Origin of the sequence: Rhodococcus sp. UYP9 (genome assembly GCF_040547235.1) — a bacterium.
GTDB lineage: Bacteria > Actinomycetota > Actinomycetes > Mycobacteriales > Mycobacteriaceae > Rhodococcoides.
The window spans coordinates 21,316-37,201 of the sequence record NZ_JBEPPH010000006.1 but is presented as its reverse complement, the minus strand read 5'-3'; the positions used below and the strand labels follow the sequence as shown (position 1 = coordinate 37,201).

Genomic DNA, 15,886 nt, shown 5'->3' with positions numbered 1-15,886 from the left:
AATCTCAGTGTACTGCACGGCGTGTAAACCCTGAAATCCCTGCGCGGGATCAGCGGATCTACAGGCCGGTTACGCCAGACGAACGGTCGCAGTCGCCCGTCCGAAGATCTTCTTGCCCTCGAACTTCGCGGTGATCGCGATGACTGCCGACTTGGACTCCGCATCGACCGATTTGACCTTGCCGGTGTATTCCACGGACGCGGCCGAATCTGCCGGAACGTACACCGAACTGGTGAAACGCACGTTGTACTCGGTGACCGCACCTGGATCGCCGAGCCATGCTGTCAAAAAACCCGCCCCGAGACCCATCGTCAACATGCCGTGCGCGATCACATTGTCCAACCCGGCGAGCTTGACGACCTCGTCGCTCCAGTGAATCGGGTTCGGATCTCCGGACACCCCGGCGTAATTGACCAAGTCCCCACGGGTGAGTTTGACGATCCGATCGGGAAGTTCCTCACCGACCGTGACATCGGCAAAACTACGAAGCGCCATGCATGATCACGTCCTTCACTGCGTGGGCGATGTTCTCGTCGACTTCGCCTCCCGTACGGGCCACCAGGGTCGTCCAGGTGGTCTGTACGAGTTCGCCGTGTTGGTCCGTGACGATGTTCTTCGTCGTGATGATGTCGCTACCACTCATCTGACGGAAAGATTCGAGGTGCACATCGCACGTGAGCTCGTCCCCGACCTGGATCGCCTTGTGAAACTGCAGACGCTGATCGGTCTGAAGAATCTGACTCGGGTCGTAACCGGTGATGATCTCTCTGAACATCTTCGACTGCGCGATGATGCCGACGAGAGAGATGAAGGTCAGCGGGGCCAGCAGGCCGTCGTAGCCGAGTGCCTTGGCAGCATCCTCGTCATGGTGCGCCGGATGCAGATCCTGAACGGCGCGGGCATACTCCCGCACCTTTTCGCGACCGACCTCGTACGGGTGGTCCACCCTGTAGTGGTGGCCGACCATACCGGCAGCATGCGCGGCGGGATCTTGAACTGACTCAGTCACGCGGTATACGAACCTTTTCTACCCAGGACGCCGCAGACGTTAGGGTTCGAAGAGTAAGCCCAACGCGTGGCATCGACTCCGAACGAAGAAGAGCGGCCGGCGAACCGGCCGCTTCCTAACGAGATTCGCGGTGTGAGCGGTGCGTGCCGCAGTTCGGGCAGAATTTCTTCAGCTCGAGGCGATCGGGATCGTTACGACGGTTCTTCTTCGTGATGTAGTTGCGGTGCTTGCAAACCTCGCAGGCCAAGGTGACCTTGGGCCGCACATCGGTGGAGGAGGCCACTGGACGCCTACTTTCGGGTAAATCTGATCCGGTTAATCAGGACTGTGCTTACTTCTGGTGCTGCGTGTATCTGGTCTTCTTGTGTAGCGGTGACCGGACTTGAACCGGCGACGCAACGATTATGAGTCGTTTGCTCTACCAACTGAGCTACACCGCCTCAGGTGCTCACCCCTACACCTTCTCACTTCCGAGTATGTAACCGAAAGTAAGGGTGCCGACGCGAACCATCCAACCCAGCGAGCCCCCTAACGGAATCGAACCGTTGACCTTTTCCTTACCATGGAAACGCTCTACCGACTGAGCTAAGGGGGCGTGGCGCCAAGCACGGCAAGCCGTGCACTGAAGCCTTCAAGAGGTTACACATTCCTAGCGTCGAGTACCAAATTGCATGCTCAGCGCCGGTGAAACGTAACTCTTCAAGTAGAAACCCCAGCGAGTCGAAACTCGCTGGGGCTCCTGGGTGGCAGATGTAGGATTCGAACCTACGTAGGCATACGCCGACGGATTTACAGTCCGCTCCCATTGGCCGCTCGGGCAATCTGCCGTGCTTGCACCAAAGAGATTCGCTCTCCTCGATGCGGTTTGAAGAATACAACGAACGTGCCCCTCGAACGCAAACCGGGTGCATAGAGGCCATGCAAACGGGCTAACGTCGGGGTAAGTGCCTTGCGCAATTCGATTCGACACAGGAGTAGTCAAGTGGCAGATTCGTCCTTCGATGTGGTGAGCAAGGTCGACCGTCAGGAGGTCGACAACGCAGTAGGACAGGCGGCGAAGGAGCTGTCGACGCGCTTCGATTTTCGCGGCTCGGATACGACGATCGAGTGGTCGGGCAGCGGCGAATCCGAAGTGATCGTCATCACGTCCGAGAGTGAAGAAAAGGTCAAGGCAGCGCTCGACGTGTTCAAGGAAAAGTTGATCCGACGCGACGTCTCACTCAAGGCGTTCGAGGCCAACGACCCGTCGCCATCCGGCAAGATCTACAAGGTCACCGGCAAGCTGGTACAGGGAATCACCACCGAGAACGCCAAGAAGATCACCAAGAAGATTCGCGACGACGGGCCCAAGGGCGTCAAAGCGCAGATTCAAGGGGACGAGCTTCGCGTCAGCAGCAAGAAGCGTGACGATCTGCAAGCCATTCAGTCGATGCTCAAGGGCGAGGACTTCGGCATCGCATTGCAGTTCGTCAACTACCGGTAGGTGATCGACGGGGCTTGATACGACGTGGGTTGATACGACGTAGGTGGGTAAGACATGAGCTGAGGCTCACTTTCCACCTACGTCGTCAGCCGCCCATCGCCATCCGCTCGAGTCGCTCGATCCGGTCAGCCATCGGCGGGTGAGTCGAGAAGAGCCGTCCGGCCTTCTCTCCCGCTCTGAACGGGTTCGCGATCATCAGGTGCGACTCCGCGGCTATCCGCGGTTCAGGCGGCAATGGGGCGGCCGCAATGCCGCGCTCCAACTTGCGCAGCGCCGATGCCAACGCGAGCGGATCACCGGTGAGCTCGGCGCCCGACTGATCGGCCTGATACTCCCGCGACCGCGACACCGCGAGCTTGACGACGGTTGCCGCGATAGGTCCCAGCAACGAGACGAGTACGATCGCGATCGGATTGGTGCCCCCGTTTCCGCGGCCGCCGAACATGGACGCGTACAGCGCAAAATTCGCAAGACCGCTGACCACTGCGGCCATCGCCCCTGCGACTGAAGAGATCAGGATGTCCCGGTTGTAGACGTGAGAAAGCTCATGTCCCAGAACGGCTCGGAGTTCACGTTCGTCGAGGATCGCCAGGATTCCGGTGGTACAGCACACTGCCGCGTTCCTCGGATTGCGGCCCGTGGCGAACGCATTGGGACTGTTGGTGGGACTGATGTACAGCGCCGGCATGGGCTGATGCGCGGTGGTGGCGAGCTCGAGCACGATCTTGTACATGGCGGGTGCCTCGAGCTGAGTCACCGGCTGGGCATGCATCGATCGCAGCGCGAGCTTTGCACTGTTGAAATAGACGTAGCCGTTCATTCCGACGGCAAAGACGATCGAGCCGAAGAGTATGACCGGGCTCCGAAACAGTGCACCGATGAATACGATCAGCGCGGACATCGCGACCAGCAGCCCGAACGTCTTTGCCCCGTTTGCGAAGCGCAATGGTGCCTCTTCCTCGAGTGTCGTGGTTGTTCACTGTGAGAACGTCCACGACACTCGACAAGGTTCCCTGCGGTCAGCCCACTCGCTCGACGGTGTAGTGGACCAGGCGTCCCAGCGCGTCGTTCGCGGCACCCTGTGGGAGCTTCGCCAGCTCGGCATAGGCCTTGTCGGCGAACTCTTCCAGTGTCGCTTTGGCCTTTGCCATTCCTGGCGAGCGTTCCAACAATTGGAGTGCTTCCGCCAATTCGGCGTCGTCGGTGACCGGTCCGTCCAGCAGTACTCGAAGGCGGTCGCCGTCGACACCCTGCTCGGCGAGTGCGTAGAGCACAGGCAGAGTATGGACACCTTCGCGCAGATCGGTGCCGGGCGTCTTACCGGACTGCTCCGACTCCGAAGAGATGTCGATGATGTCGTCGGAGATCTGGAACGCCGTGCCTACGGCATCGCCCAGTCGTTCGAGGCCGGCGACATGGTCGCTGTCCCCGCCGGAGAACGTCCCACCGAACCTTCCGCACGCGGCGATCAAGGACCCGGTCTTCTCCCACACGACCTTGAGGTAATGCGCGACGGGATCCTGGTCCGCTTTGGCACCGATCGTCTCGCGCATCTGTCCGGTGACCAGCTCTGCGAACGTCTCGGCGATGATTCGAACTGCCTCGGGACCGAGCGTGGAGACCAGCCGCGACGCGTGCGCGAAGAGGTAGTCACCTGCCAGGATCGCGATGCTGTTTCCCCACCGCGCGTTGGCGCTCTCGGCGCCACGTCGCATCGAGGCTTCGTCCATGACGTCGTCGTGGTAGAGCGTGGCCAAATGGACGAGCTCGACGACCGTCGCCGCGGTCACCACTGCATCATCGGTCGGATTGGGTCCCAGCTGGGCAGTCAGCACGGTGAACAACGGGCGGAAACGCTTTCCACCGGCCCGCGCGAGATGCAACGCGGCCTCGGTGAGGAAGTCTTCGCCGTCGGACAGTTCCGAGATCATCAGATTCTCGACGCTGACCAAACCTTCGGCCACGGTTCGTGCAAGCTCTGGATCGACCAGATCCACCCCGGCAACGACCGTCGATCCGGCCGCGTCGTCTGTGCTCACGTTTGTTGGTCCTGTCCTCGGTGTCTTGATCGGATCTGAAAATCTCGTCTGCTAGTCGGCGCCCCCGGATACCCGCTACTACCGTAGTGAATCTAGTGCGCGCCGTAGCCACAAGGTGCTTCACCCCACGTCCGGGCGCGGTGGGCAGCGCCGCGGTCCACTGCATACTGGATCTGTGTCCACTACTGCGGAGTTTCCCACCGAAGCCGAAGTCCTGGTAATCGGCGCAGGCCCCGCGGGTTCTGCGGCGGCGGCCTGGGCGGCGCGCGCCGGTCGGCAGGTAGTTCTCGCCGACGCTGCGAAGTTCCCGCGTGACAAGACGTGCGGCGACGGCCTGACCCCACGTGCCATCGCCGAACTCGATCGACTCGGCCTGGGCGAGTGGGTCCGCGGACGCGTCGAGAACCGTGGTCTGCGACTGTCCGGATTCGGTCAGGAACTGCAGCTCGAGTGGCCGGGCGGCTCACTTCCGACGGTAGGCAGCGCAGTCCCCCGCTCGGAGCTCGACGACAGAATCCGTCGCACAGCGCTGGAGTCCGGCGCTCGAATGTTCGAAGGCGCCAAGGCGGTGTCGGTGGCGCAAAGCGGACGCGGTGTCGAGTCGGTCACCTTCGAGCACGGCGGTACCGAACGTACTCTCACATGCAAAACGCTGATCATCGCCGACGGCGTTCGGTCCTCACTCGGTAGGAAGCTGGGCCGCGAGTGGCATCGGGACACCACGTTCGGGGTCGCCGCTCGCGCCTACATTTCCTCCGGCCGAAGCGAAGACCCATGGATTTCCTCACATCTCGAGCTGCGCGACGGCGAGGGAGTGCTGCAACCGGGCTATGGCTGGATCTTCCCGCTCGGCACCGGCGAGGTGAACATCGGTGTCGGCACGCTGGCGACGGCCAAGCGGCCTGGGCCGGGCGCACTGCGTCCGCTGCTGGATCTCTACACCGAGCAGCGTCGCGCAGACTGGGGACTGACCGGCGACCTTCGGGCGGTGGCGTCGGCCCTGCTGCCGATGGGTGGCGCGGTGTCCAACGTCGCAGGAAAGAACTGGGCGATCATCGGCGACGCGGCTGCCTGTGTGAATCCGCTCAACGGTGAAGGGATCGACTACGGGCTCGAAGGTGGACGCTTGATCGCGGACATGCTCGACGAGAACGACCTGAGCGAGGCGTGGCCCGCGCTGCTGCGCGAGCATTACGGGCAGGCATTTTCCATAGCCCGCCGACTCGCAGGCCTACTCACCGTCCCCCGGTTCCTACCGGCAACGGGACCTATCGGCATGCGTTCGACAGCTCTGATGAAGATCGCGGTACGGGTGATGGGAAACCTCGTCACCGAAGCCGATTCGGACCTCGTTGCACGTGCGTGGCGCGCGTCGGGCAGCGTGTCACTGAAAGCCGATTCCCGACCGCCGTTCAGCTGAGGTGATCAGCGAACGGCACGGTGCAGAGCCACGACCCCACCGGTCAGGTTCCGCCACTGCACGTTCGACCAACCGCTGTCGGCGATGCGCGTCGCGAGTTCGTCCTGCGTGGGCCATGCCCGGATCGACTCGGCCAGGTACACGTACGCGTCTGGGTTGCTCGAGACCGCCCGAGCGACTGCGGGAAGCGCTTTCATCAGGTATTCCATGTAGACCGTGCGGAACGGCCGAAAGACCGGCGTCGAGAATTCGCAGACGACGAGCCTTCCGCCGGGCTTGGTGACGCGGGCGATCTCACGTAGTCCGGCCTCGAAATCGGAGACATTGCGCAGGCCGAAAGAAATGGTTGCTGCGTCGAAGCTCGCGTCGGCGTACGGCAGGTGCATCGCGTCACCCGCCACCATTGGGACCGGACGACCGGAACCTGCCTGCAGCATCCCCTTCGAGAAGTCGGTGGCGACGCACCACGCACCACTGCGAGCGAGTTCGACCGTCGACACCCCGGTCCCGGCAGCGAGATCGAGGACTTTCTCGCCCGCTTTCAGGTTCAACGCGGCGCGCGTGGACTTCCGCCAGCTGCGGTCCTGACCGAAGGACAGCACGGTGTTGGTGATGTCGTAGCGACGGGCGACGCCGTCGAACATCGATGCGACCTCGTGTGGGTCCTTGTCGAGCGTTGCACGCGAACTTGTAGGCACGTCTCGAGCTTACGGGTCACGCCGTTCGGAGCGCGGCCCGGTTTTCCCAACCGAGGACCTCGTAGTAGTGCTCGAGAAGTTCCTCGCAGATCACGGGCCAGGTGCGGTGCAGCACTGACCTCCGGGCCGCCTCACCGAACCGGGCTCGCATCCTCGGCGACGCGAGTGCCGACACCGCCCTCGGAAGGAGTTCCGCGAACCGGTCCACCGGCAGCAGATATCCGTTGCGGCAGTGCGTGATCAGGTCTCGTGGTCCACCTGCGTCGGGTCCGATGACGGGGATTCCACTGGCGAGGGCTTCTTGGACCGCCTGACAGAACGTCTCGTGTTCGCCTGGGTGAACGAAGATGTCGAAGCTCGCGAACGCCTGGGCGAGCTCTTGGCTGCCGAGCTGCCCGGTGAAGATCGCCGACGGCATCAGCTTCTCGAGCGCACCCCGCTCCGGACCGTCACCGACGATCACGAGTTGGGTGGACTCGCTCAGCGAGGCGAGCCGCTCGAGGTGCTTCTCCGGTGCAAGCCTTCCGACGAACCCGACGATGAGCTTGCCATCCGGTGCCCACTGTCTGCGTAGTCCTTCTCGGCGAGCGGACGGTGCGAACCGGACAGCGTCGACGCCTCGGGCCCATCGATGCACCCGTGGCACACCGTGCTGTTCCAGCGCCTGGACCGCAGACGAGGACGGCGCCAGCGTCCGCGCCGCACCGCGGTGAACCCGACGTGTCCACCGCCACACAGCTTTCGACGTCAGGCCGAGCCCGTAGCTTTCGGCGAACCCTGCGACATCGGTCTGGTAGACCGCGACCGAGGGAACTCCCAGCCGTTTGGCGGCCGCCATCCCGCCCGCGCCGAGGACGAACGGCGATGCGAGATGCACGACGTCGGGGCCGAACCCGCGCAGAGCCGCCGTCAGGGAAGGCCCCGGCACGCCGACGGGGAGCGAGCTCACCCTGGGCACCATGACGGCCGGCACCCGGTGAACCGGGGTTCCCCCGTACAGAATCGCTGCCCGGGGGCCCGACGGGTTGTCCGGCGCGATGACCATGGCGTCGTGGCCGGTTCGTTCGAGATGCTCGAGCACTCTGAGCACCGAGTTGGTGACGCCGTTCATGTTGGGTAGGAACGATTCCGCAACGATGGCTACTCGCACGATCCTCAGTGTGGGGAGCGTCTTCGACTGTCAGGGAGCGTCGACGTTACGGGCGAGCGAAGTTCGTCCGAACGGTTACCGATGGGCTTGTTCACGCCTACGAAGGATCAGTTGTGCCGGACCGGCAATCAGCCAGGTCACGACGATGACCGACGCGGCCGGGATGATTGCCACGCTCGCATCGCGACCGGATACGCGCACGAGATCGGGATCGGCCTTGTTGTATTCGACGTCGATTCGTTGTCCGGCAATCAAATTGGTCGGATAGAGCACACCCAGTTGCGGATTGTGGGTGACCCCGTCGGGGGTGATGAAGCTGACCGCAGAGCGAAGTCTGCCTGCCGAGAGGACCTCGGCCGTCGCCGTTCCCTCGTCGGAGGTGATCGTTCGATCGTTCTGCCACGCCGCGACGACCAGAAGAAACGCCAACACGGAAATTCCGATTGCGACGACGAGAACCGAAATCCGCGTACGCGCCAACCCCTTGTTCGGTTCGTCGGCACTGTCTGGGGCGTCCACGTCGATAGAGGTTACTTCCCGAGTTCGACGCACAGGTGGGCGCCTGACGGTAGCCTCTGCTGACATGTCGCGCGACTTCGAGTTCACCATTTCCTCCGAGCACACTCCCGCCCAGGTCTACCAGGCACTGAGCAGCGAGGAGCAGTGGATGGCCAGGTTCGCCAAGGCCGAGAAGACCGAGGGATACCAGCTGACCAGTCACGAGGACGGCGGTCTGACGGTGGACATCTCGGAAGAAGTCGGCGTGACCGAGCTACCGGCATTGGTCAAGAAGGTCATCAAGGGCACCCTGCTGATCACCCGGTCCGACCATTGGGGCCCGCTGCAGGGCGACCACGCGGACGGCACCTTGACGGGCGGATCGTCTTCACTCCCAGCCAAGGTCGCAGGCACGTTGGCTCTCCGGCCTGCGGGCACCGGGGCGAAGCTGACTGTCAAGGGCAGCTCGACGGTCAAGATTCCACTCATCGGCGGCAAGATCGAGTCGCTCGTCAACGACATGATCAAAGACATCATCGACACCGAAACCCAGGAAACCATCGATTGGGTTGCGGCACAGAAAGATCCAAACGACACCCCCTAGAGGCGAGCGCGAATCCCCGCGTGCAACTCCCGTAGCCCCGAACGCTCGGTGGTGACCTCGAGGACGCGAATGCCATCGGCATTGCCCTCCAGCAGAACGGCAAGCTCCGCCGTGTCGACACTGCGATGCGGGATGCGGTACGCCGCGCACAACGCCGCCAGATCCATGCCGTGAGGAGTTCCGAACACTCGCTCGAACGCACCGGCGTACTGCGGATCCCCCTGCTCGAGAAGTTCGAAGATGCCACCGCCGTCGTCGTTGGCGACGACGATCGTCAGATCCCTCGGCCGTGGCTCCCCCGTACCGATGAGCAGGCCGGAAGCGTCGTGGAGAAAAGTCAGGTCGCCGAGAAGCGCAATCGTGCGACCCCCGCCCGCCAGCGCCGCCCCGACAGCCGTCGAGACCGTGCCGTCGATTCCCGCGACCCCACGGTTGGACAACACGGAAATGCCTTCGCTCGGATAACTCACCAGGGCCGCGTCGCGAACCGGGTTCGACGCCCCCAACAGCAACCGATCGCCGACGCGCAGCGAGGACATCACCGTTGCCGCGACGTGAAGTCCCGTCGGCTTGGGATGCGCATCGAGCTGATCTCGGACAGCGTGGTCCGCTGTCTCGGACAGCGTCGCGCAACGCTCCAACCAAGCTGCCCTCGGCGTCCCCGACACGAGCGCGCGGGTGCCGGTGGCAAGGACGTTGCCGGACACGTCGGGCCACCGCGGACCCGTCGTCAAGGCGAAGACGTCGACAGCCGGATCGGCCAGCACTTTCGAGACGGTTCGATGCAGTGTCGGACGCCCGGTGATGATCACCTGACGCGGCTTCAGCTGCGACAGGGCCATCGGATGCAGAGGGACGCCATGCAAGGGAGCCGTCGGTTCCGCGACCGTCGGCAGTCCTGCCAGTTCGGGCCGCAGGGCTGCGCCGTGACCGGAGACGACGATCGTGTCCACGGTGAGATCGATGTCGACCGGCACATCGAGGGTCGCTTGCTGAGTCGTCGTCCAGGCTGCGCCGTCGGGACGTCCGAGAGCGGCGGGCTCGCGGTCGCCGATATCGGGCACCAAAGGTTCACGTAGCGGAATGTCGAAATGCACCGGACCGGCGTTGCCCGATCGAGTTCCACGCGCCGCCGCCAGCACCCTGCACACCGCGCTGCGCCACTGACTGTTCTGTCCGGACCCATCCTCGGCCAGACCCAGGCTGACCGTCGCCCGCACCTGACTGCCGAAAAGCCCCAGCTGCTCGATGGTCTGATTCGCGCCGGTGCCGAGCATCTCGTAGGGACGGTTCGCACTCAGCACGATCAGCGGCATCCGCGCATAGTTCGCTTCGAGAACGGCAGGCCCCAGATTGGCGACCGCGGTTCCGGAAGTCATGACCACCGGAACGGGACGACCCCCGGCCAGAATCAACCCGATCGCAAGGAATCCCGCGGTTCTCTCGTCGATCCGCATGTGCAGCCGCAACAAGCCTGCAGCGTCGGCTTCCTGTAGCGCGAACGCGAGCGGAGCATTACGCGAGCCCGGGCACAGCACGACCTCACGAACACCACCCCGAACCAGCTCGTCGACGACGGCGGTGGCCTGAGCACTGGACGGATTCACGTCTCCAAGGTTGTCAGATTCGACGCGGTGCGGCGTATTCGGCCCAGTCTTCGAATCCCAGGCCGGCCTTTCGAATAACCGATGCCGTCTGCTCCGAAGTCCTTTGACACGATGAACCGATGCGTACAGTCTTCCATCCGTCCGAAATGCCCCCGAGCGGCTTCTATCGCGTGCTCACCGCCTCGGTCGTGCCGCGACCCATCGCCTGGGTGTCGACACTGTCGTCGGAAGGCGTGGCGAACCTCGCTCCCTACAGCTTCTTTTCGGTGTCCTCGGCCAACCCGCCGGTGGTGCAATTCACCTCCGTGGGCCGAAAGGACAGCCTGCGGAACATCGAGGCAACGGGCGAGTTCGTGATCAATCTCGCAACCGAACCGCTCATGGAACAGGTGAATGCGTCGTCCGCCGACTACGAACACGGCGTCAGTGAACTGGACGAACTCGGCATCTCGCACGAGCCCAGCGAGAAAGTCTCGCCCCCTCGCGTCGCCGAATCACCGATAGCCATCGAGGCGACCCTGCATCGGATCATCGAAGTGGGTGACTCCTTCGTCGTCATGGGCAACGTCGTCGCGGTCGCCGTGCGCCCCGAATTCCTCGCCGAAGACGGCCTGCCGTCGTTCGCCGACATCGCCCCACTCAGCAGGCTCGGCCGAACCGAATGGGGGCTCCCACCTCAGGTGCGCTCGATCGATCGCCCCACGCGCCCCTGACGCCGCCGCCCCGCTGCACGACCTGACCGATCTCCGAGACAGCCAGGTCCTAGAGTTCACCTATGCCCAACGCTCCCCATGGCCACGCCGTCGTCGCCGGCATCGGCGAGGACGACAAACGGTCTTTCGCGACGTTGAGGGCTCGTCCGACGCCGAGGGCCGAGCGATACGAGCTCGGTCGAAGCCTGCGCGAGAAGGTCTCCCGCGAATCGATGGGCGACTGGACCGCGCCCCCCGATCGACCGGATCCGATCCGGCAGATCGAGTTCTCCCACGACGGTCGCATCGACTGGCTGATACCGGTGCGCGTCGAGCGGATGGCCGAGTCTCCGTACGGGTTCCTCCGCGGGACTGCGATCGTCATGGCACGAGACGTCGCACTGTTGCCGTCCACGGGAATCACGCCGATCATCAGCGGGGACTCGCACCTGGGCAATTTCGGGTTCTACGCTTCCCCCGAACGCGACCTGGTGATCGATCTCAACGATTTCGACGAGGCACACCCGGGCGGCTGGGAATGGGATCTACGACGCCTCGCCGCGAGCATCTGGGTGGCAGGGCGGCAGAACGGCCGCAGCGAATCCCAATGCGAGGAGGCGGTAGCTGCCTGCGTCCGCGCCTACCGACTCGAAGTGTCGAGACTGGCCGACGAACCACTGATGTCGCGGTCCTTCCAACGCTTGACGGCCGAAAGGCTCCAGGCCGACGCCACCGAAGGGTCGTTGCGCAAGGAAATCAAACGGGCATCGAAGAAGGCACGGCGAAGTACCAGCGACCGTGCGCTCCCCCGATTCACCTTCGAACACGAGGGGCAGCGCCGCCTGGTCGAGGAGCCACCGATCACCACGCGCATCCCCGCCCGCGACGAAGAACTTCTCGCCCAAGGACTCGACGAGTACCTGGCCACCCTGTCCCCGCATTGGCGACGCGTGCTCGGCGGATACACGTTGATCGACGTCGCGCATCGCGTCGTCGGCGTCGGCAGTGTGGGCCTACGCGCCTACGTGGCGCTCCTGGAAGGCAGCAGTCCCGACGACGTCGTGTTCCTCCAACTCAAGCAGGCACGACGCTCGGTCCTGGCCCCCTATGTCCACGGTGAGTCCGCGTGGCACGCACATCAGGGCCAACGCGTCGTGGAGTACCAGCAGGATCTGCAGACCGTGAGCGATCCGCTGCTGGGGTGGACGACCATCGACGGGCGTCAGTACTACGTGCGACAGTTCCGCAACATGAAGGGCACCATCGACCTGTCCTCGATCGACGCCCCTGCGCTCGTCGACTACGCAGGTGTCGTCGGCAGATTGCTGGCGAAAGGTCACGCCCGAACCAGCGGGGCGTCGATGATCGCCGGATACGTGGGCAAATCCGACGTTCTCGATGTGGCACTTTCCAGATTCGCGCGGCTGTACGCCGATCAAACCGAGGCTGATCATGCACTGCTGCTGCAGGCGATCAAGAACGGTCGCCTCACAAGCAGGTGAAGGGGATACGTCCTTGCGAACGTATCCCCTTCACCCGAAACGAAGTGCCTAGCCTGCGTACTTGGTGACCAGGTCACCGACGCGCGGCAACGCCTCGGCAACATTCTTCTTCGCCGAGCCACGAAGGCTCCCGTAGAACTTCTTCACCACGCTCTTGTCCGTCTCATCGATACGCTCATCCGTGACCGCCAGCAGCGCGTCCGATGCCTGATCCGAGTTGGCGACGAGATAGTCCGAGAACGACCCCACCGGAGCAGCATTGTACGACTGCCACAGCGGCTCCAACTTGTCCACGAACTCGGGCCACAACTGTTCGACGGCCCGCTCGATGTACGACGGGCCGACCTTCTTGACCGCCCCGTAACCGCCCTTGACGGCCAAGCCGCTCGCGCCCTTCTTGTCCGACACCTCCGCGTCGATCAAAGCCAAGACATCACGCACCACAACATCGCGCTTGGACTCGTCGAGCAACGATTCCTTCAGTGCAGCAACCACTTCGAAATTCCTCCCAGATCTTCACGTTCGGCGAACGACGTGGAAAGAGTACCGCAGGATTGTTTCCAGGGCACTCCACCGGCTGCGCTCCCGATTCTCTGCTCACTTCCAGGTCACTCCCAGGTCACTCCGCCCAACACCGCCGCACCCGCTCGCGCCACCACAGCGCCCGATCCTCCGGTGCCGCCAGCGCCGCCAACCGCTCCGGGTCGGGCTCTACAGGCTCGGCGCGCATAGTGCCGTCGAGAAGGTCCTGCAGGGCAACGACATCGGATTCGAACAGACTTCCGGTGCCGAGGCCGCACGCGAACTCCAATTTCGGAATGGCCGCCGCGGCAGCAAGTCCGGATGCCATACCGACAGCAGAGTCCAAGGCACTCGAGACCACCACGGGAACCCCGTATTCGCCCAGTTCGCCTGCCAGCTCGAGCAATGCGCGCATCCCACCGAGCGGAGCCACCTTGAGTACGGCGACATCTGCTCCCCCAGCTCGAACGACTCGCAGTGGGTCCCCGGCACGCCTGATACTTTCGTCCGCGGCGATCCGAACGGCCGGTAGACGTCGACGAACCTCGACGAGCTCGGGCACCGTCGCACACGGCTGTTCGGCGTATTCGAGTTCGCCGTCGTCGAGCAACCTCGACAGGACCTCTACGGCTTCATCAACGGTCCAGCCTCCGTTCGCGTCGACGCGAACCCGCGGAACGAGTGCGCGCACCGCACGCACGCGTTCGACGTCGTCGGCGACGCTCTGCCCCTTTTCGGCCACCTTCACTTTGGCGGTGTCGACGCCGGGGAACCGATCGAGAATTGCCGGCACCTCGGCCGCCGAGACGGCGGGCACTGTCGCATTGACGCGGACCCGCTCGCGGTAAGGCGCAGGCGGCCCCTCCCAGGCGGCTTCGATGGCAGAGCGCAGCCACGCGGAGGATTCCTGGTCGTCGTACTCGATGAACGGCGAGAATTCACCCCACCCTGCAGGTCCTCGGACCAGCATGACTTCGCGGGTGGTGATGCCGCGAAACTTGGTGTGCAAGGGAATCGAGAGGACGTGGGATCCATCGAGAAACTCCTCGATGGAAGGTGGGTTCACGGCTGACCCTCCAGAAGCTGCAGCATCAGCGCATTGCAGTCGGCGAGAACGTTGCCTTCCAGATCGCGTAGTACGGCGTTGATGAACGTCTTGCGGCCTTCGACGCGGTCGACACTGCCCTCGACGACGAGTTCGGTGTCCAGTGGGGTGATCTTGCGGTAATTGACGTGCAGGAATGCGGTCCGGCTGATGGGCCTGCCGTAAGCATGCTGAATCAGCCCCAACATGTCGTCGAACAGCAACGGGAGCGTGCCGCCGTGCGCAGCTCCGTTTCCACCGAGGTGATAACGACGGAACACGCCACGGCTACGGACTCCTTCGGCATCGAACTTCTCGATGGTCCACGGCAGCATCAGCAGCGAGCCGCGGCCGGGAAGGGTCATCACACGGCCGGCAGGTGCGAGACCCTCCGGCACCTGGAACGGCTTCAGCAGATCGATCAATGCTTCGACTCGTTCGGCGGCCTCGACGGTTGCCTCCGGCGTCGGCGCGGTGCTCACCGCCAGATCCTGAAGCGTTCGCAGCCCTTCCACGAGCCTGCCGTATTCAGGTCCGACGTCGGCTTGTCTGTACTTAGGAAACCCGCCGTGTCGTTCGTACTGGTCCTGGCCTGCCTGTTCGCTCATTCCAGCACCGTAACCCGTAGTCAGGAACCGGGTATTCGCGACGTACCGATCGTGGCGCTCTATCGTGGCCTGGTGACCTTCACTCCTTCCCTGTGGCAAACCGTTCCCGGCTTCGAAGACCTCACCGATATCACGTATCACCGCCACGTACGTGACGACACGGTGCGCGTGGCATTCGATCGACCCGACATCAGGAACGCATTCCGTCCCCACACCGTCGACGAGCTGTACCGCGCGCTCGAGCATGCTCGGATGAGCTCCGACGTCGGCACGGTGTTGCTGACCGGCAACGGACCGAGCTCGAAGGACGGCGTGTGGTCGTTCTGTTCCGGTGGTGACCAGCGGATTCGAGGCAGAAGCGGTTATCAGTACGCCGACGGCGAGACTGCCGAGACGGTGGACCGAGCACGCGCAGGCCGGTTACACATCCTCGAAGTGCAGCGGCTGATCCGCTTCATGCCGAAGGTCGTCATCTGCCTCGTCAACGGCTGGGCAGCGGGCGGTGGCCACAGCCTGCACGTCGTATGCGATCTGACTCTCGCCAGCCGCGAGCACGCCCGGTTCAAGCAAACCGATGCCGACGTCGGCAGCTTCGACGGCGGTTACGGCAGCGCATACCTCGCCAAGATGGTGGGACAGAAGTTCGCTCGCGAGATCTTCTTCCTCGGCGACACCTACACGGCCGAGGACATGCATCGCATGGGTGCCGTCAATCGCGTCGTCGATCACGACGAACTCGAGAACGTGGCCATCGAGTGGGCCGCGAAGATCAACGCCAAGTCGCCGCAAGCGCAGCGGATGCTCAAATATGCGTTCAACCTGCAGGACGACGGCCTCGTCGGTCAGCAGTTGTTCGCGGGCGAGGCGACACGGTTGGCGTACATGACCGATGAAGCCGTCGAAGGCCGTGACTCTTTCCTCGAGAAGCGCGATCCCGACTGGTCACCGTTCCCCCGCTACTTCTGAAAAA

The 15,886-nt window shown here is 63.5% G+C and carries 18 protein-coding genes and 3 tRNA genes; 6 read left to right on the top strand and 15 right to left on the bottom strand.

The annotated features are described in order from the left end of the window. Window positions 1-69 precede the first annotated feature (69 nt). From hadB to ABIB36_RS17005, 6 genes are all read right to left on the bottom strand, one after another. Complete coding sequence (gene hadB, locus ABIB36_RS17030) at window positions 70-495, bottom strand: (3R)-hydroxyacyl-ACP dehydratase subunit HadB (RefSeq protein ID WP_084346145.1); 426 nt, start codon at window positions 493-495, stop codon at window positions 70-72. Then, window positions 482-967, bottom strand: a complete 486-nt coding sequence (hadA, locus tag ABIB36_RS17025; RefSeq protein WP_179142253.1) for a (3R)-hydroxyacyl-ACP dehydratase subunit HadA — start codon at window positions 965-967, stop codon at window positions 482-484. Before hadA ends, hadB begins: the two co-directional genes overlap by 14 nt. A 157-nt stretch (window positions 968-1,124) precedes the next feature. Continuing rightward, window positions 1,125-1,292, bottom strand: a complete 168-nt coding sequence (gene rpmG / locus ABIB36_RS17020) for a 50S ribosomal protein L33 (protein WP_084346147.1) — start codon at window positions 1,290-1,292, stop codon at window positions 1,125-1,127. 84 nt (window positions 1,293-1,376) lie between these two features. Beyond that, a tRNA-Met gene (locus ABIB36_RS17015) sits at window positions 1,377-1,449 on the bottom strand. Window positions 1,450-1,531: 82 nt separating this feature from the next. Next, a tRNA-Thr gene (locus ABIB36_RS17010) sits at window positions 1,532-1,604 on the bottom strand. Between the two features lie 149 nt (window positions 1,605-1,753). Further along, window positions 1,754-1,836 (bottom strand) — tRNA-Tyr (locus ABIB36_RS17005). A 155-nt stretch (window positions 1,837-1,991) separates the two neighbouring features. Between ABIB36_RS17005 and ABIB36_RS17000 the strand changes: the two genes are divergently transcribed. Next, entirely contained in the window at window positions 1,992-2,492 is a 501-nt protein-coding gene (locus tag ABIB36_RS17000; protein ID WP_084346148.1) for a YajQ family cyclic di-GMP-binding protein, read from the top strand. A gap of 85 nt (window positions 2,493-2,577) precedes the next feature. Here ABIB36_RS17000 and htpX read toward each other — a convergent pair whose 3' ends face one another. Further along, window positions 2,578-3,438, bottom strand: coding sequence for a zinc metalloprotease HtpX (gene htpX / locus ABIB36_RS16995; protein WP_354561279.1), 861 nt, complete (start codon window positions 3,436-3,438; stop codon window positions 2,578-2,580). Window positions 3,439-3,511: 73 nt separating this feature from the next. Then, complete coding sequence (locus ABIB36_RS16990; protein ID WP_084346150.1) at window positions 3,512-4,531, bottom strand: polyprenyl synthetase family protein; 1,020 nt, start codon at window positions 4,529-4,531, stop codon at window positions 3,512-3,514. A gap of 175 nt (window positions 4,532-4,706) precedes the next feature. Here ABIB36_RS16990 and ABIB36_RS16985 point away from each other — a divergent pair, with 175 nt between their 5' ends. Further along, on the top strand, window positions 4,707-5,951 hold the full coding sequence (locus ABIB36_RS16985; RefSeq protein WP_084346151.1) for a geranylgeranyl reductase family protein: 1,245 nt from the start codon (window positions 4,707-4,709) through the stop codon (window positions 5,949-5,951). 5 nt (window positions 5,952-5,956) lie between these two features. Here ABIB36_RS16985 and ABIB36_RS16980 read toward each other — a convergent pair whose 3' ends face one another. From ABIB36_RS16980 to ABIB36_RS16970, 3 genes are all read right to left on the bottom strand, one after another. Next, complete coding sequence (locus ABIB36_RS16980; RefSeq protein WP_084346152.1) at window positions 5,957-6,649, bottom strand: demethylmenaquinone methyltransferase; 693 nt, start codon at window positions 6,647-6,649, stop codon at window positions 5,957-5,959. Window positions 6,650-6,665: 16 nt separating this feature from the next. Continuing rightward, entirely contained in the window at window positions 6,666-7,799 is a 1,134-nt protein-coding gene (locus ABIB36_RS16975) for a glycosyltransferase family 4 protein (protein ID WP_354561274.1), read from the bottom strand. A gap of 75 nt (window positions 7,800-7,874) precedes the next feature. Continuing rightward, window positions 7,875-8,318 (bottom strand): DUF3592 domain-containing protein, encoded by a 444-nt coding sequence (locus ABIB36_RS16970; protein WP_256895537.1) that lies wholly within the window; start codon window positions 8,316-8,318, stop codon window positions 7,875-7,877. Between the two features lie 64 nt (window positions 8,319-8,382). Between ABIB36_RS16970 and ABIB36_RS16965 the strand changes: the two genes are divergently transcribed. Next, entirely contained in the window at window positions 8,383-8,901 is a 519-nt protein-coding gene (locus ABIB36_RS16965; RefSeq protein WP_354561272.1) for a DUF2505 domain-containing protein, read from the top strand. Here ABIB36_RS16965 and menD read toward each other — a convergent pair. Further along, window positions 8,898-10,508: a 2-succinyl-5-enolpyruvyl-6-hydroxy-3-cyclohexene-1-carboxylic-acid synthase gene (gene menD, locus ABIB36_RS16960; RefSeq protein ID WP_084346154.1), complete on the bottom strand. Its 1,611-nt coding sequence runs from the start codon at window positions 10,506-10,508 to the stop codon at window positions 8,898-8,900. The two genes, ABIB36_RS16965 and menD, sit on opposite strands and share 4 nt — an antisense overlap. Before the next feature lie 119 nt (window positions 10,509-10,627). On the opposite strand from menD, the gene ABIB36_RS16955 reads away from it, so the two are divergent. Next, entirely contained in the window at window positions 10,628-11,221 is a 594-nt protein-coding gene (locus ABIB36_RS16955) for a flavin reductase family protein (protein ID WP_084346155.1), read from the top strand. A 62-nt stretch (window positions 11,222-11,283) separates the two neighbouring features. Further along, the gene (locus ABIB36_RS16950; protein WP_084346156.1) at window positions 11,284-12,702 is read left to right on the top strand and encodes a DUF2252 domain-containing protein; all 1,419 of its coding nucleotides are present in this window, start codon (window positions 11,284-11,286) and stop codon (window positions 12,700-12,702) included. Window positions 12,703-12,750: 48 nt separating this feature from the next. Here the strand turns inward: ABIB36_RS16950 and ABIB36_RS16945 are convergent, their stop codons facing one another. The 3 genes from ABIB36_RS16945 to ABIB36_RS16935 form a co-directional block, all read right to left on the bottom strand. Then, complete coding sequence (locus ABIB36_RS16945) at window positions 12,751-13,197, bottom strand: DUF6918 family protein (protein WP_084346157.1); 447 nt, start codon at window positions 13,195-13,197, stop codon at window positions 12,751-12,753. Window positions 13,198-13,321: 124 nt separating this feature from the next. Further along, window positions 13,322-14,290: an o-succinylbenzoate synthase gene (locus ABIB36_RS16940; protein ID WP_354561268.1), complete on the bottom strand. Its 969-nt coding sequence runs from the start codon at window positions 14,288-14,290 to the stop codon at window positions 13,322-13,324. Continuing rightward, the gene (locus tag ABIB36_RS16935) at window positions 14,287-14,916 is read right to left on the bottom strand and encodes a PaaI family thioesterase (protein ID WP_084346159.1); all 630 of its coding nucleotides are present in this window, start codon (window positions 14,914-14,916) and stop codon (window positions 14,287-14,289) included. Before ABIB36_RS16935 ends, ABIB36_RS16940 begins: the two co-directional genes overlap by 4 nt. 72 nt (window positions 14,917-14,988) lie before the next feature. Between ABIB36_RS16935 and ABIB36_RS16930 the strand changes: the two genes are divergently transcribed. Beyond that, window positions 14,989-15,882: a 1,4-dihydroxy-2-naphthoyl-CoA synthase gene (locus ABIB36_RS16930; protein WP_084346377.1), complete on the top strand. Its 894-nt coding sequence runs from the start codon at window positions 14,989-14,991 to the stop codon at window positions 15,880-15,882. The last annotated feature ends 4 nt before the right edge of the window (window positions 15,883-15,886 follow it).